The sequence below is a fragment of the Dechloromonas denitrificans genome, from assembly GCF_020510665.1.
GTDB classification, from domain to species: domain Bacteria; phylum Pseudomonadota; class Gammaproteobacteria; order Burkholderiales; family Rhodocyclaceae; genus Azonexus; species Azonexus denitrificans_B.
On record NZ_CP075187.1, the window covers coordinates 1,886,968 to 1,902,743 of the forward strand.

Annotated in this window: 16 protein-coding genes and 2 tRNA genes; 7 read left to right on the plus strand and 11 right to left on the minus strand. The window is 58.6% G+C overall.

Translation table 11 applies throughout. The annotated features are described in order from the left end of the window. The first annotated feature begins 32 nt into the window (after positions 1-32). The gene (locus KI614_RS08835; RefSeq protein ID WP_226404746.1) at positions 33-467 is read left to right on the plus strand and encodes a MarR family winged helix-turn-helix transcriptional regulator; all 435 of its coding nucleotides are present in this window, start codon (positions 33-35) and stop codon (positions 465-467) included. Positions 468-497: 30 nt separating this feature from the next. Here KI614_RS08835 and KI614_RS08840 read toward each other — a convergent pair whose 3' ends face one another. From KI614_RS08840 to KI614_RS08850, 3 genes are all read right to left on the minus strand, one after another. Then, positions 498-1,907 carry an FAD-binding oxidoreductase gene (locus KI614_RS08840; RefSeq protein WP_226404748.1) on the minus strand — a complete coding sequence of 470 codons (1,410 nt, stop codon included), beginning with the start codon at positions 1,905-1,907 and terminating at the stop codon, positions 498-500. Beyond that, entirely contained in the window at positions 1,882-3,204 is a 1,323-nt protein-coding gene (gene rimO, locus KI614_RS08845; protein WP_203466734.1) for a 30S ribosomal protein S12 methylthiotransferase RimO, read from the minus strand. Before rimO ends, KI614_RS08840 begins: the two co-directional genes overlap by 26 nt. Positions 3,205-3,310: 106 nt before the next feature. Further along, positions 3,311-4,087, minus strand: coding sequence for a ferredoxin--NADP reductase (locus tag KI614_RS08850; RefSeq protein WP_226404751.1), 777 nt, complete (start codon positions 4,085-4,087; stop codon positions 3,311-3,313). 99 nt (positions 4,088-4,186) lie between these two features. Between KI614_RS08850 and KI614_RS08855 the strand changes: the two genes are divergently transcribed. Then, positions 4,187-5,110 carry a LysR family transcriptional regulator gene (locus KI614_RS08855; RefSeq protein WP_226404753.1) on the plus strand — a complete coding sequence of 308 codons (924 nt, stop codon included), beginning with the start codon at positions 4,187-4,189 and terminating at the stop codon, positions 5,108-5,110. A 9-nt stretch (positions 5,111-5,119) separates the two neighbouring features. Here the strand turns inward: KI614_RS08855 and KI614_RS08860 are convergent, their stop codons facing one another. The 3 genes from KI614_RS08860 to KI614_RS08870 all read right to left on the minus strand — a co-directional run bounded on the left by KI614_RS08860 (position 5,120) and on the right by KI614_RS08870 (position 7,446). Further along, positions 5,120-5,695, minus strand: coding sequence for an SCO family protein (locus KI614_RS08860; RefSeq protein ID WP_226404755.1), 576 nt, complete (start codon positions 5,693-5,695; stop codon positions 5,120-5,122). A gap of 18 nt (positions 5,696-5,713) precedes the next feature. After that, positions 5,714-6,490, minus strand: a complete 777-nt coding sequence (locus KI614_RS08865; RefSeq protein WP_226404757.1) for a response regulator — start codon at positions 6,488-6,490, stop codon at positions 5,714-5,716. A gap of 74 nt (positions 6,491-6,564) precedes the next feature. Continuing rightward, positions 6,565-7,446, minus strand: a complete 882-nt coding sequence (locus KI614_RS08870) for a LysR family transcriptional regulator (RefSeq protein ID WP_226404759.1) — start codon at positions 7,444-7,446, stop codon at positions 6,565-6,567. 95 nt (positions 7,447-7,541) lie between these two features. Here KI614_RS08870 and KI614_RS08875 point away from each other — a divergent pair, with 95 nt between their 5' ends. Genes KI614_RS08875 through KI614_RS08890 form a run of 4 tightly spaced genes read left to right on the plus strand, consistent with a single transcriptional unit; the run spans position 7,542 to position 10,049 of the window. Continuing rightward, on the plus strand, positions 7,542-8,336 hold the full coding sequence (locus KI614_RS08875) for a DODA-type extradiol aromatic ring-opening family dioxygenase (protein WP_226404761.1): 795 nt from the start codon (positions 7,542-7,544) through the stop codon (positions 8,334-8,336). A gap of 56 nt (positions 8,337-8,392) precedes the next feature. After that, a complete protein-coding gene (locus KI614_RS08880; RefSeq protein ID WP_413464197.1) occupies positions 8,393-8,890 on the plus strand; it encodes a cytochrome b in 498 nt (165 codons plus the stop codon). Between the two features lies 1 nt (position 8,891). Further along, a complete protein-coding gene (locus KI614_RS08885) occupies positions 8,892-9,443 on the plus strand; it encodes a YceI family protein (RefSeq protein WP_226404765.1) in 552 nt (183 codons plus the stop codon). A 27-nt stretch (positions 9,444-9,470) separates the two neighbouring features. Beyond that, positions 9,471-10,049: a YceI family protein gene (locus KI614_RS08890; protein WP_226404768.1), complete on the plus strand. Its 579-nt coding sequence runs from the start codon at positions 9,471-9,473 to the stop codon at positions 10,047-10,049. A gap of 30 nt (positions 10,050-10,079) precedes the next feature. Here the strand turns inward: KI614_RS08890 and KI614_RS08895 are convergent, their stop codons facing one another. The 4 genes from KI614_RS08895 to KI614_RS08910 all read right to left on the minus strand — a co-directional run bounded on the left by KI614_RS08895 (position 10,080) and on the right by KI614_RS08910 (position 12,931). After that, a complete protein-coding gene (locus KI614_RS08895) occupies positions 10,080-12,272 on the minus strand; it encodes an EAL domain-containing protein (protein ID WP_226404770.1) in 2,193 nt (730 codons plus the stop codon). A gap of 114 nt (positions 12,273-12,386) precedes the next feature. Then, positions 12,387-12,650 (minus strand): hypothetical protein, encoded by a 264-nt coding sequence (locus KI614_RS08900; RefSeq protein WP_226404773.1) that lies wholly within the window; start codon positions 12,648-12,650, stop codon positions 12,387-12,389. Between the two features lie 103 nt (positions 12,651-12,753). Then, positions 12,754-12,830, minus strand: a tRNA-Arg gene (locus tag KI614_RS08905). Between the two features lie 24 nt (positions 12,831-12,854). After that, a tRNA-Pro gene (locus tag KI614_RS08910) sits at positions 12,855-12,931 on the minus strand. A gap of 139 nt (positions 12,932-13,070) precedes the next feature. Here KI614_RS08910 and dksA point away from each other — a divergent pair. Next, positions 13,071-13,496 (plus strand): RNA polymerase-binding protein DksA, encoded by a 426-nt coding sequence (gene dksA, locus KI614_RS08915; protein ID WP_203466780.1) that lies wholly within the window; start codon positions 13,071-13,073, stop codon positions 13,494-13,496. A gap of 114 nt (positions 13,497-13,610) precedes the next feature. Here dksA and pnp read toward each other — a convergent pair whose 3' ends face one another. After that, the gene (pnp, locus tag KI614_RS08920) at positions 13,611-15,740 is read right to left on the minus strand and encodes a polyribonucleotide nucleotidyltransferase (RefSeq protein WP_226404775.1); all 2,130 of its coding nucleotides are present in this window, start codon (positions 15,738-15,740) and stop codon (positions 13,611-13,613) included. Positions 15,741-15,776: the final 36 nt, after the last annotated feature.

Sequence of the window (15,776 nt, forward strand, 5' to 3'; positions counted from 1 at the left end):
ACAGCTTAGGCAAACCCCACTACCATGTCAATATGGTTGACCTAAATAACATCGATGGACTGCGCAACGCCGCCGAGCAGTTCTTCTTCGCCTACCGTGCTTTTACCTCGCAGCCGGATCAACTGCTGGCGCAGCGCGGGCTGGGTCGGGTACATCACCGGATACTGTATTTTGTCGGGCGCCACCCGAAAACATCGGTCAATACCCTGCTCGGCATCCTCGGCGTATCGAAACAGGCACTCAACGGGCCATTGCGCCAACTGATCGCATCGGCGCTGGTCAGCGTAGACCTGGCCGAGCATGACCGCCGGGTCAAGCAATTGACGCTGACCGATGCCGGGATCGCGCTGGAAGAGGAATTGACCGGCATCCAGGCCCGCCACCTTGCGGCGGCCTTTTCTGCCGCGGGCGACGAGGCTGCCCAGGGTTGGCTGAAAGTCATGGCCGCCATCCCGGAAAAGGTTTGAACCGGCAGGCATCGCCCGCCGTGCTGCGTTTTAGAGAATCTTGCCCGGATTCATCAGGTTGCGCGGGTCAAGCGCCTGCTTGATCGAGCGCATCATGGCCATTTCGACCGGACTCTTGTAACGCAGCAGTTCATCGCGCTTCAACTGGCCGATCCCGTGCTCCGCCGAAATCGAACCATTCAGCGCGTCGACCGTGTCATGCACGATGCGATTGACCTGCGGCTGGCTGGCAATGAAAGCCGTATTTTCCTGCGCATCGGGTTTCGACAGGTTGTAATGCAGGTTGCCGTCACCGACATGCCCGAAGGCCACGATGCGGATTGCGGGAAACGCTTCAAGCAGCGCCGCATCGGCCAAGGCGAGAAATTCCGGGATACGTGAAACCGGCACCGAAACATCGTGCTTGATACTCACCCCCTCGATTTTCTGTGCCTCCGAAATATTTTCACGCAAGGCCCACAATTTCCTCGCCTGCGTTTCGCTCTGCGCCAGCACGGCATCGCTGATCGCTGCAGCCTCAAGCATCTCGCCCAGCCAGGCTTCGACCGAAGCCGGTGCTGCATCGGCAAACTCGGCCAGCACATACCAGGGCGAACCGGCAATTGGTCGCTGCGCATCGGGAATATGTTTCAGGACCAGCCCCAGCGCCTCTTCCGAAATCAGTTCGAAAGCCGTCAATTGCGCATCGAATCGCGATTTTGCTGCATTCAGCAGGTCGACCGCGGCAGCCGGCGAAGCCAGGCAGATGAAACTGGTCGTCAGGCTGCGCGGCAATGGGTAAAGCTTGAGCACAGCCGCCGTAATAATGCCCAGCGTTCCTTCGGCACCGATGAAAAGGTGTTTCAGGTCGTAGCCGGTATTGTCTTTGCGCAGGCCGCGCAGGCCACCCCACAATTCGCCGTTGGGCAGCACGACTTCAAGACCGAGCGTCAGTTCGCGCGTATTGCCATAGCGCAAGACCTGAACGCCGCCGGCATTGGTCGACAAGTTGCCGCCAATCTGGCAAGTACCTTCCGACGCCAGAGCCAGCGGGAACAGCCGGCCAGCAGCGCGAGCGGCTTCCTGGACTGCCGCCAGCGTACAGCCGGCCTGAACCGAAATGGTGTGATTGGCAGGGTCGACCGCGAGAATGCGGTTCAAGCGCCCCAGGCTGATGACGATGGCCAAGCCCGCATCATCGGCCGTCGCCGCACCACACAGGCTGGTATTGCCGCCCTGAGGCACGACCGGAACCCCGGCTTCGGCACACGCCTTGACCACGGCAGCTACTTCAGCACTGTTCGCCGGGCGCACCACGCAGTGCGCCGCACCATGAAACCGCCCCCGCCAATCCGTCACGAAGGGGGCAATCTCAGCCGGATCGGTCAGGACATGCTGTGCCCCGACCACTTCGGCCAGATGCGCAACCAGCCGTTCAGACAGGCTGGGCGAAGAGGTCATGGTGGTCGGCGTCGACAACCTTCACTTGCAGGAAATCGCCCGGCTGGGCATCAAAATAGCCGTCGATGTACACCAGGCCGTCGATTTCCGGTGCATCCGCTTTGGAGCGGGCAATCGTGCCTTCTTCATCAACCGCATCGACCAGCACCTGGATGGTGGTGTCGATCTTGGCTTCGAGCTTGGCTGCCGAAATGTCTTCCTGAACCTGCATCAGCCAGCGACGGCGGTCTTCGCGCACGCTTTCCGGCAGGAGCAGGCCGAGTTCGTTGGCCTTGGCTCCCTCGACCGGCGAGTAGGCAAAGGCACCGACGCGATCAAGCTTGGCATCTTCGAGGAACTGGATCAGCTGGTCGAAATCCTCTTCCGTTTCACCGGGGAAGCCGGTGATGAAGGTCGAGCGAATGACGATTTCCGGACAAATTTCGCGCCACTTGGCGATGCGTTCCAGCGTATTCTCAGCCGAGGCCGGACGCTTCATCGCCTTCAGGATTTTCGGGCTGGCGTGCTGGAACGGCACATCGAGGTAAGGCAGGATCTTGCCTTCGGCCATCAGCGGAATGACATCATCGACCGACGGGTACGGATAAACGTAATGCAGGCGAACCCAGATGCCGAAGCTGGCCAGCGCCTCGCACAATTCCTTGAGCCGGCTCTTGACCGGCTTGCCGCCCCAGAAGGCGGTGCGGTACTTGAGATCGACGCCATAGGCCGAGGTGTCCTGCGAGATGACGAGGATTTCCTTGACGCCGGCGCGGGCCAGATTCTCGGCCTCGGCTAGTACATCGCCAACCGGACGCGATACCAGCGGACCGCGCAGCGACGGGATGATGCAGAAAGTGCAGCTATGGTTGCAGCCTTCGGAAATCTTCAAATAGGCAAAGTGATCCGGCGTCAGACGCACACCCTGGGCCGGCACCAGATCACTGTACGGATCGTGCGGCTTGGGCAGGTGGCTATGTACGTAACCCATCACTTCGTCGGCGGAATGCGGGCCAGTCACGGCGAGCACGGACGGATGGGTGTTCTGCACGATGTCGCCCTTGGCACCGAGGCAGCCGGTGACAATGACCTTGCCGTTTTCGTTGAGCGCCTCGCCGATGGCGTCGAGTGATTCCTCGACGGCAGCGTCGATGAATCCACAGGTATTGACGATCACCAGGTCGGAATTCTCGTAGCTCGGCGAGATTTCGTAACCTTCGGCACGCAGCTTGGTCAGGATACGCTCAGCGTCCGAGCTGGCCTTGGGACAACCCAGGCTAACGAAGCCGACGGTCGGCACTTTTTCGATGTTATGCATGCTGTAAAAACCCTATCCGGAAACGCCGGAATACAAAGGCAGTATTTTAACCCGCCCCTGTATCAAAGCGCCGCCGGTTCGCGTTTCGTCAGCCCGAAGAAACCGACTATTTTTCGACGAAAGCCCGTTCGATCACGTAATCACCGGCTTCGCCAATATGTCGCGAAATTTCGAAACCGAGCTCGTCGAGCAAAGCTGCCGTGTCTTTCAACATGTCGGGACCACCGCAGATCATCGCCCGGTCGCTCGCCGGATCGAGCCGATCGATTCCGAGATCGGCGTAGAGCTTGCCGGAACGGATCAGGTCGGTCAGACGGCCATTGTTGCGAAATTTTTCACGCGTCACGGTCGGGTAATAAACCAGCTTCTCACGCGCCCAGTCGCCGAAGAATTCGTGCTCCTTGATCTCGTGCTCGATGTAGTCGTGATAGGCCAGCTCATTGGTCAGGCGCACCCCGTGGATGAGCACGATCTGTTCAAATTTTTCATAGGTTTCCGGATCATGGATCAAGCTCATGAACGGCGCCAGGCCGGTACCGGTGGCAAACATGAAAAGCCGCTTGCCCGGCTTCAGATCGCGCAGGACCAACGTTCCCGTCGGCTTCTTGCTGACAATGATCGGATCACCCGGTTGCAGGTGCTGCAGGCGCGAGGTGAGCGGACCATTCGGCACCTTGATGCTGAAAAATTCGAGATGCTCCTCGTGATTGGCGCTGGCAATGCTGTAGGCACGGGTCAGCGGGCGACCATCGACCTCAAGACCAATCATCACGAACTGGCCGTTGATGAAGCGCAACCCCGGGTCGCGCGTCGTGCGGAACGAAAACAGCGTGTCGTTCCAGTGATGGACGGAGAGAATTTTTTCGGTAGCAAGTGCGCTCATGATGATGTTCCTGCAGAGAATTGGCTGAACTGGATGATAGGTCTTGCCTCTTAGATATATAAGCGGATAATTTCTCTAACATCTAACGATAAAATAGATATGCGAATCACCCTGCGCCAGATTGAAATCTTTGCTGCCATTGCCCGGACTGAAAACGTCTCGCGCGCAGCCGAGCAATTATCGATGTCGCAATCAGCCGCCAGCAGCGCGCTGGTTGAACTGGAGCGGCAATTCGATTGCCCCTTGTTCGACCGCATCGGCAAATCGCTGCATTTGAACGGCACCGGCCGGGCACTGTTGCCGCAAGCCAAGAACATGCTGGCCCGGGCGGCCGATATCGAAGGCTTTCTGTCCGGCAGCACGCTCGGGCCGCTCGCCGTCGGCGCCACGCTGACCATCGGCAACTACCTGGCCACGCTGGTCGTTGCCGAATACCTGCAACGCCATCCGGCAGCCAAAATCGGCTTGCAGGTCGCCAACACGCACAGCATTGTCGAACGACTGCTCGGTTATCAACTCGATCTCGGCCTGATCGAAGGCGAAGCCAACCACCCGGATCTGGTACTGGAACCGTGGATCGACGATGCACTGGTCGTTTTTTGTGCCCCGCATCATCCACTGGCTGCCGCGGGTGCTGCCGAGACAAGTCGGCTGGCCGAAGAAAAATGGATTGTCCGCGAACGCGGTTCAGGCACGCGCGAATTGTTCGACCGGGCAATTGCCCGCCCCCTGGCCCATGCCCACATCCAGCTCGAACTGGAACACACCGAAGCGATCAAGCGGGCCGTCGAATCGGGCATCGGCATCGGCTGCCTGTCGCGCCTGTCGCTGCGCGAAGCTTTCCGCCGTGGCAGTCTGGTCGAGATCAAGACACCGCAATTCGATCTCCGCCGCCACTTTTATTTTGCCCGGCACCGCCAGCGCAACATCAACCCGGCGATGCAGACCTTTCTCGATCTGTGCCGGGAATTCAGCGGTGCAGCGAACGATACCGATACGCTGAACCTTCCCTTCATTCAGTAAATTTCGCGGTCAACCGGCCAGAAGCAGCCGAATATCGGCCACGATATCGTCGACACCGGCCTGGTCTCCGACGTAGAGCCGCAATTGCCCGGTGGGGTCGAACAAGTAGGCGCCGGCCGAATGATCGAGGATGTAGCCCAACTCGCTGCCGACTTCCTTGCGGGCGCTGAACACCCGGAACTCTTCGGCAACCCGCCTGGTTTCTTCCGTGGAACCGCGCAAACCGAGGAACGAGGGATGAAACCACGGGACGAAATCCTTCAGCCTCGCGGCACTGTCACGTTCCGGATCGAGCGTAACAAAGAGCACCTGAACCCGCTCGGCCATCGTCCCCAGTTTGTTCATCACTTCCGCCAGGCGGGCAAGCATGGTCGGGCAAATGTCCGGACAGGAGGTGTAACCGAAGAAAAGGATGATGACCTTGCCGGAAAAATCAGCCAACGAGCGCATCTGGCCTTCATGATCTTGCAGCGCCAGCCGTTTGCCGAAAGCCGGCTTGTTCAATTCGGTATTGCGAAAAGCCGGCGACGCCGGTTTGCAGCCGGCCAACAGCCAAGGAAGTGCAAGAAACAGGCGACGATCCATCGGCATGCCCTTAAAAAATCAGATACCGAACAGCTTGCGGACGAAATCCTGCACGTAAGCCGGGCGCAATGGCTTGATGATGTAACCACGCGCACCCAGACCGGCGGCCTCGGCAACCAGTTTCTTGTCCGCGCAACCGGTCACCATGATGACCGCTGTTTCCGGGCTGGCGGCAACGATCTGCGGCAACGCCTCGATCCCGCCCATGACCGGCATGTTGACGTCGAGACAGAGCAGTTTCGGCTTATGCTGCCGCGCCGCAGTAATCGCCTCAGAACCGCTGGCCACCGACTGGACAACCTTCAGGCCGCATTCCTCCAGCAAGCCCTTGAGCACCAGACGAACCGAACTGTTGTCATCGGCCACCACCACGCTGCCGCTGACCCGACCGCCGAACAAGGCCGGCCCCTTGCGTTGAGGCTGGCGCGCGTGCTTGCGCGTTTCCTCGATGGCATGTAATTCGTCGATGATCTGGGACTGGCTGAAAGGCTTGCGGATAAATCCGGCTGCTCCGGCATCGGCCGCCATGCCTTCAATATTCTGTTCGCTCGATGCGGTCATGAAAACCACATCGACATCCGGCGCCAGCGCATTGATGGTCCGCAGCAACACCAGCCCGTTGCGACCCGGCAAGTGATAGTCAAGGCAGAGCAACTCCGGCGCCGTATCGTGCACAGACTGCTCAAGCCGGCTGCCATCCTCAAGGACGGCCACCACTTCATGCCCGGCACTGACAAACAGGGCGGCGAGGACTTTCCGCATGGCTGCGTTGTCGTCGACGATCATGATTCGCATAACGATTCCCGGCTCTTTTTATTGAAATCCTGAATGAGCTTACCAGAATAATGTCATCACATTATTGTTTGAACTCAACCCAGCCGCTGGCTCAGAAAATCCATCAAGACCCGCACCCTGTGCGGAACATGGCGATTACTCGGCAACATGGCATAGATCCCCAGTTCGGGCACGGGAAACGCGTCGAGAATACTTTCGATACGCCCGGCCTGCAGAAATGCATCGAGGATGAAATCAGGCTGCAAGGTCAGCCCCAAGCCCTGGGCAGCAGCTTCGGTCAGGACCTCGCCGTTGTTGGCATTGATTCTGCTGCGCACGGGAAAACTTTCCGGCTGGCCGGCAATCAGGAATTGCCAGTGCTGCATGCTGCCACCGGCCGTGTAGCCGAGGCATTCGTGATGAATCAATTCGGACGGATGCTGCGGTCGACCGTGGCGCGCCAGGTAATCCGGAGAGGCCACAACGTACATCTGCCCCGAACCAATCTTGCGCGCCACATCACCGGGATCAAGCCGGCGGGTGATGCGGATCGACAGATCGATCCCCTCCTCGATCAATTTGACCCGACGATCGGAATAATCCATGTCCAGGCTGACCTCCGGATAAAGGCCGGAAAATTCGATCAGTAGAGGGGCCAGGCGTTTGATGCCGAAAGTCAGCGGTAGGCTGATGCGGATATTGCCGCGCGGCGCCAGGCGCTCTTGGGCCACATCGGTTTCAGCCGACTCGACCAGATTCAGGATCACCCGGCACTTTTCCAGATAAGCCGTCCCCGCCGAGGTCATCGCCAGCCGACGCGTACTGCGCACCATCAATTTGATGCCGAGGTGACTTTCGAGTGCGGCAATTTGCCGTGTCACGACCGAGCGGGCCACGCCCAACTGCTGCGCAACCGCAGAAAAACTGCCCAACTCGGCGACACGAACGAACAGATGCATGGCTTCAAGTCGATCCATTGTTGCTCAATTAGCAATAAACATTTGTTGATTGTCTGCTATTTCGACTCAAAAAGGAGGAATAAAGTACGCCCATCGATTCAGGAGTTGCATTCATGTCACATCATCTACCGACGCTTTTCGTACCTCACGGCGCCCCGACCTTCGCCTTGCGCCCCGGTGCTGCCGGAGCCGCCATCGCCGCCGCGGCGGGCGCCCTACCCTCGCCGCGAGCCATCATCGTAGTCAGCGCACATTGGGATACGGTAGAACCGACAGTTGGATTTGCTGACCGCCCCGAGACCATTCATGATTTCTGGGGCTTTCCGGAAGCGCTTTATGCCCTGCGCTACCCGGCCACAGGTTGCCGCGAAGCTGCCGAAGAAGTGGTCGCTGCACTCCAGTCAGCCGGTCTTCCGGCACAGGCCGATGCCGGACGCGGCCTGGACCACGGCGCCTGGGTACCGCTGCGCCTGATGTTCCCGGAAGCCGACATTCCGGTCATTCCGCTCTCGATCCAGAGCCGGGGCGGCGTACAGCAAGCTTATCGCCTGGGTCAGGCACTGGCTCCGCTCGTTGCACGCGGCTTCCTGATCATCACCTCGGGCAATGTGACGCACAACCTGCGCGACTATCAGGCCGCGGCAGCCAGCGACGGGCAGACGCCTGCTTATGTCCGCCAGTTTTCGACCTGGATCAGCGAGCAGATCAGCGCCGGAGCCATCGACGCCCTGCTCGACTATCGCCGCCAGGCCCCCGGAGGCGTTCAGGCGCACCCGAGCGAAGAACACCTGCTGCCCCTTTACGTGGCCCTCGGCGCAGCCGGGCAGAACGCACAGCCACAACGCATCCATGCCGGCATCGACGATTACGTCATCGCCATGGACGCTTATTCATTTTTGCCGCAATAAGGAGGTTGACCGTGACAAAGCACTACACCCGAACAGCCAAAAGCCTGCACTGGCTGATGGCCATCCTGCTCATCGGCCTGCTGGCACTCGGTTTTTACATGCATGACCTGCCGCTTTCGCCGGAAAAGCTGCAACTTTATTCCTGGCACAAGTGGGCTGGCGTCAGTGCTTTCCTGCTCGTCCTGGTCCGGTTGGCCTGGCGCATCACGCATCAGCCGCCCGCCTTGCCGGCCAGCATGCCGAAACCGCTGCAATGGATTGCTCACGCCGGGCACCTGGCGCTCTACCTGCTGATGCTGGCCATCCCGCTGTCCGGCTGGCTGATGAGTTCAGCCAAAGGCTTCCAGACAGTCTGGTTCGGCCTGTTGCCGATCCCCGACCTGATCGGCAAGGACAAGGAACTCGGCCAGTTGCTGCAGACCATTCACATGGGCCTCAACCTGCTTTTTGTCGCAACGCTGCTCGGTCACATCGCGGCCGCCCTCAAACACCACTTTATCGACAAGGACGACATCCTTCGCCGGATGCTGCCCCGCCATTCCAAGGAGCATTAACATGAAACGCATCGCCCTCGCCTTTGCACTGGCCACCGCCTTCTCGGTACAGGCCGCCGAATTCACCCAGGTTCAAGCCGATAAGAGCGCCATCAACTTTACGTACAAGCAGATGGGTGTCGCGGTCGACGGCAAATTCAAGCGCTTTTCCAGCCAGCTGACTTTTGACCCGGCCAAGCCGGCCGCTGCCAAGGCCAGCTTCGATGTCGAACTGGCCAGCGTCGATACCGGCGCACCGGAAGGCGACGATGAAGTGGCCGGCAAACCCTGGTTCAACACCAAGGTCTTCCCGACGGCAAAGTTTGTCTCGACCGGCGTCAAGGCCCTCGGCGGCAACAAGTACGAAGTAACCGGACAGTTGAGCATCAAGGGCAAGACGCAGGATGTTGTCGTCCCCGCCACCTTTGCAGCACAAGGCAAGAGCGGCGTCTTCGATGGCAGTTTCACCATCCGCCGGGCCGATTTTTCAATTGGCGAAGGCACCTGGGCCAAGTTCGACATTGTCGCCAACGATGTCCTGATCAAATTCCGCATTACCGCCAACAGCAAGTAACCCCAACCTCAAAACAGGAGAATCACCATGCAAAAACTGAGCAAACTCACCGCCGCCCTCGTCCTCGCTTCGACCGTTGCCATCCCGGCACTGGCCGCACCGGAAACCTACGTGGTTGAAGGCACGCACACCTATCCGCGCTTCTCGTACAGCCACTTCGGCTACTCCACCCAGCTCAGCCGCTTCAACAAGACGACCGGCAAGGTCATCTTCGACAAGGCTGCCAAGAGCGGTGCGGTCGACATCGTGATTGATGCCAAATCGGTCGATACCGGCTACCCGACCTTCAACGAGCACATCCAGGGCGAAGACTTCCTCGATACCGCCAAGTTCCCGACGGCTACGTTCAAGTCCACCAAAGTGGTTTTCGAAGGTGACAAGCCGGCCAGCATCGAAGGCAACCTGACGCTGAAGGGCGTGACCAAGCCGGTTACCCTGACCGTGACTTCCTTCCAGGCCATGCCGCACCCGATGATGAAGAAGGATGCGATCGGCGCCAACGCCTTTACCGTGGTCAAGCGTTCCGAATTCAACGCCGGCAAGTACGCGCCTTACGTCGGTGACGAAGTGCGTATCGACATCGCCATCGAAGCAATCAAGGAGTAAAAACCTGCGCGGACTTGGGCGGCTGCTCGCTCAAGTCCGCAGCAAGGCGAGAAACTCCTCGGCCGGCAACGGTCGGGAAAAGAGATATCCCTGGCCATCGCGACAGCCCATGGCCAGCAGCGAATCGCGCTGTGCATCGGTTTCTATCCCTTCGGCAATGGTTTCCAGCCCGAGCTGTTCAGCCAGCTGAATCACCATGTGGGCAATACCGTAGTGATCGTCGCTGCTGCCTTCACCACTGACAAAGGCACGATCGATCTTCAGGCGATCGACGTTCAACTGGCGAATGATGTTGAGCGACGAATAGCCCGTCCCGAAATCGTCGATCGCGATTGCAACGCCGGCGGCACGCACGGCAGCCAGCTTTTTGCCGATCAGTTCGATGTTGTCGATGGCCACCGATTCGGTCAGCTCGATTTCGACGTTGGCCGGACTGACCTTGTATTCAGCCATGGCCGAAACCAGGCGGTCGACGAAGTCAGGTTCGCGAAACTGAACGTGCGACACATTGATCGCCATCCGGAAATCAGTCAGCCCGACGGCAGCCAGACGCGCCAGAAACTGAAAGGCGCTGCGCATCACCCAATCGCCGATCGCCACCATCAGGCCGGATTGCTCGGCCAGCGGAATGAAACGATCCGGCGGAACGAACGCACCCTCCTCCGTCCGCCAGCGCAATAACACTTCCGCCCCGACAAAGCGGCCACTCGCCAGATCGACAAATGGCTGATAGACGGGAAAAAGGCGTTCGGCAGAAAAAGCCTGACGCAGCTGACTGAGCAGTTGCATCCGTTCGCGCGCCGAATTGGCGTGCGCCGGCTCGAAGTAAAGCGATTTGCCACGGCTGAAGTTTTTCGCCAGCTTGAGCGAAACCGCAGCATTCTTGAGCAACTCGACGCCCTTGAACGACGAATCACTCAGATTGACCAGGCCAGCGGTGGCCGAAAGTCGCAAATTTTCTGCGTCGACCGTGAAAGGCGCCGAGAAAATATGTGCAATGCTTTCCGGCGTAATCTCTGTCGCCGGTCCCAGTACGCTGAAAACATCGCTACCGACGCGGGCAACCACCACCGTGGGCGGAAACATCTGGCGCAACCTTGTTGCCACAGCAACCAGTACGGCATCGCCGAAACTTTGGTCCAGAATGCTGTTGATATCGGCAAAGCCATCGATATCGACCAGCGCCAGGGTATCTGCCTCACTGGGGCGCTGATCGATCAGGGTCAGCAGGCTGTTGCGATTCGGCAACTTGACCAGGCCATCCTCGAAAGCCAGGTTACTGATCCGGCGGTAAAGCTGCATATTCTCGAAGCCGACCGAAATATTGCTGCAGAACACTTCCAGCAAATTGCGATCAAGCGTGCTGAGTGGGTGCCGGACATCGACGAATGCCGCCAACGCCTGGTTGCCCGTTCCACCGAAATAAAGGCAGGTAGCCTCGCCAAACTGGTGGCTGCGTCCGGAAAAAACCTTCTCCAGCTCTTCGCGCACCCGCCTGTCGGAAATATCGTCGAGCGACCGCCCCATCCATCCGGCGTAACACCCAGCGGCAGCCAGCACGGTCGGGGGACGTCCAAAATCCCCATCAACCGCACAGACCAAGCCTTCCTCACCAATCCCGAGCAAGGCACACAACTGAGTCACAACACCTTCGGCAAAACGCTGCAGGCCACGTGGCTTGCTCAACTCGTTACCTGCACCAACAATCAGGGCCAAGCCACGCCGGCTCGCTTCAAGCTGATGAATTTGCCAGTAAGAGCGGATTGCCACGGTCAACGAGGTAAACAGGCGAACTCGGGTCAGCTCCGACTTGGTCTTGTAATCATTGATGTCATAAAGCTGGATCGTATCGATTTCCGGTGCATAGCCCGGCTGGCCGGTGCGTAAAATCACGCGCATGGCGCGATTTCCCAATTCGTCGCGGATGAAACGCACCAGACGCAAACCTGCGTCATCGGATTCCATCACCACATCGAGCAGCACGACAGCCAGGTCGTCATACTGGGTCAGGCAGGCTCTGGCCTCGCCGGCGGAATAGGCATGAACAAAGGCCAGTCCGCGCCCTTCAATCTGCATGTCCTTGAGCGCCAGCAGCGTGGCTTCATGGACATCCGGCTCGTCATCAACCACCAGAATCCGCCAGACAGGCAAATCCCCGCCTTCGGGCAACTCTGGTTCATCAATGAAACTCAGCGGTTCATCATCAGGTATTCCGGACAGCATCAACCTCTCCCGCGAATTGCCGTGTCTTGCAAAAGACATAGCATAACCGGTGTGGCGCCCAATCAAGCAAAAAGCCGGGTTTCCCCGGCTTTGTTTTTACAGCGCAGACCCGTTTTATCGAGCCATGATCGGCAATGGCATCAGGTCAGAGGCACTCAGGCCAGCCAACTCGCCAACGACACGATTTATTTTTTCACCTACAAGCCACCAACCACCAGCATAAGGCTGGGCGGTAATGCCATGATCAGCGCAAAGCTTGAGTGCTTTGTCTCTTAATTGTTCAACAATCATTATTACGTTCTTGCTTCCTTGATGCGCTATCCGCGCCATAACCACCGTGCCACACGACATGATGGATTTGCCAGGTTGAGCCGACATGGCTCTTTGCCTGACGAATGGGGCTCACCGAAAAACACGGCGAACCGCCAGCTACTTACCAAATGGATTTATCGAAACCAAAGCGCAGCAGAAGAATTTGCGCTGGTGTGCCCGGAGGGACTCGAACCCCCGACCTGCTGCTTAGAAGGCAGCTGCTCTATCCAGTTGAGCTACGGGCACTAGAGGGGGAAAACCAGAAATGGATGGTCGGGGCGGTGGGATTCGAACTCACGACCCTCTGCTCCCAAAGCAGATGCGCTACCAGACTGCGCTACGCCCCGACACAAGAATTGCATTATAGCACCACCCCGAAATCCGCACCAGATCAGGAGCCTATGTTTTTGAAACAAACTTTTCTTGCGAAAACTACGCCAATCTGATATTTAATCGCCTTTTTCGTAACTGGGACACACAAGCAAAATGGCAGAAGAGCTCCTCCACAAACATTTCCCCCCGTACGAACCCAAAGAGGGCGAGGAGTACATGAGCGCGAAGCAACTCGCGCATTTCCGCAAAATCCTTGAAACACTCAAAAAGGAATTGGGTGAAGATATCGACCGCACGGTACACACCATGCAGGACGAAGCAACTGTCTTTGCCGACCCGAACGACCGTGCCAGCCAGGAAACCGATATCGCCATCGAATTGCGCAATCGCGACCGTGAACGCAAGCTGATCAAGAAAATCGACGAAACGCTCGGCCGCATCGAAAGCGGCGATTACGGCTTCTGCGACAAATGCGGCGTCGAAGTTGGCATCAAGCGCCTGGAGGCTCGCCCGACGGCCACGCTGTGCATTGACTGCAAGACGCTGGAAGAAATGAAGGAACGCCAGATGGCGAAGTAATTCGCCCGTCTGATTCCTGCGGTCGACTTACACCGAACCGCAAAAACAAAGGGCGCCTTGCGGCGCCCTTTGTTTTTTCAGAGGCCTGCCGAAGCAGGCCCGCTGACCACGCTATTACTGAGCGGCTTCCGGTGCAGGAGCGGCAGCGCCACCCTCTTCTGCAGCAACAGCCTTCATCGACAGCTTGACGCGACCGCGGTCGTCGGTTTCGAGAACCTTGACGCGAACGATCTGGCCTTCCTTGACGTAGTCTTCGACCTTGTTGACACGCTCCTGGGCGATCTGCGAGATATGCAGCAGACCATCCTTGCCCGGCAACACGGAAACGATGGCACCGAAATCAAGAATCTTCAGTACGGTACCTTCGTAGATCTTGCCGATTTCGACTTCCGCGGTGATCGCATCGATACGCGAACGAGCGGCAGCAGCCGCTTCGCCGCTGGTGGCGGCGATGGTGATCGTACCGTCGTCCTGGATGTCGATCGTCGTACCGGTTTCTTCGGTCAGGGCGCGGATAACTGCACCACCCTTGCCGATGACGTCACGGATCTTTTCCGGGTTGATCTTGAAGGTGTACAGACGCGGCGCGTAAGCAGACATCTCTTCACGCGGACCTGCAGCCGATTCCTGCATCAGGTTCAGAATGTGGATACGGGCATCCTTGGCCTGAGCCAGTGCAACCTGCATGATTTCCTTGGTGATGCCCTGGATCTTGATATCCATCTGCAGCGCGGTGATACCGGTCGTCGAACCAGCCACCTTGAAGTCCATGTCGCCGAGGTGATCTTCGTCGCCGAGGATGTCGGTCAGCACGGCGAAACGGTTGCCGTCCTTGATCAGACCCATGGCGATACCAGCAACGTGTGCCTTGAGCGGCACGCCAGCATCCAGCAGCGCCAGACAGCCGCCGCAAACGGAAGCCATTGAGGACGAACCATTGGATTCGGTGATTTCCGAAACCAGACGCATCGAGTAGGAGAAATCTTCCGGCTTCGGCAGCACGGCAAGCAGCGCACGCTTGGCCAGACGGCCATGACCGATTTCGCGACGCTTCGGCGTACCGACACGACCGCATTCGCCGGTAGCATACGGGGGCATGTTGTAATGCAGCATGAAGCGGTCGCGGTATTCGCCGGCCAACGCATCGATGATCTGCTCGTCGCGGTTGGTGCCGAGCGTGGCGACAGCCAGCGCCTGGGTTTCGCCACGGGTAAACAGCGCCGAGCCATGGGTGCGCGGCAGGACGCCGGAACGCATGGTGATTGGGCGCACGGTGCGCGTGTCGCGACCGTCGATACGCGGAGCACCGCTCAGGATGCGGCCACGAACGATGGAAGCTTCGATTTCGTGGAACAGATTGCCAACAGTGTTTTCGTCCGGGGCGCCTTCGGCACCGCTACACAGGGCAGCAACGGCTTCAGCACGGATGACCTTGACGGCCTGGCTGCGCGTTTGCTTGACGGTGATGTTGTAGGCTTCTTCGAGCTTGGCACCGACCAGGGCGGTCAGGCTGGCAACCAGCGCTTCATCCTTCGGCGCAGCTTGCCATTCCCATTCCGGCTTGCCGGCTTCTTCAACCAGTTCGTTGATGGCGTTGATCGCCTTCTGCATTTCGGTATGGCCGAAAACCACGGCGCCGAGCATGACCTCTTCGGACAGTTGATCGGCTTCGGATTCAACCATCAGCACGGCCGCTTCGGTACCGGCAACAACGAGGTCGAGCTGGCTGGATTTGAGCTGGCTCAGGGTCGGGCACAGGACGTACTGGCCATCGATGTAACCGACGCGGGCAGCGCCGATCGGACCGTTGAACGGCACGCCGGAGATAGCCAGCGCAGCGGAAGCACCGATCAGGGCCGGAATGTCGGAGTCAATTTCCGGGTTCAGGGACATCACGGTAGCGATAACCTGAACTTCGTTGTAGAAACCTTCCGGGAACAGCGGACGGATCGGGCGATCGATCAGGCGGCAGGTCAGCGTTTCCTTTTCGGAAGGACGGCCTTCACGCTTGAAGAAACCACCGGGGATACGGCCGGCAGCGTAGGTTTTTTCCTGGTAATCGACGGTCAGCGGGAAGAAATCCTGGCCCGGCTTGGCATTCTTGGCAGCCACGACGGTAACCAGAACCACGGTTTCTTCCATGGAAACGAGGACAGCACCGCCAGCCTGGCGGGCAACTTCGCCGGTTTCGATGGTGACTTGATGGGCACCATAGGCGAACGTTTTTTTCACGACATTAAACATAGTTTCCTTTCACTCTCAACACAATAAACAACGATT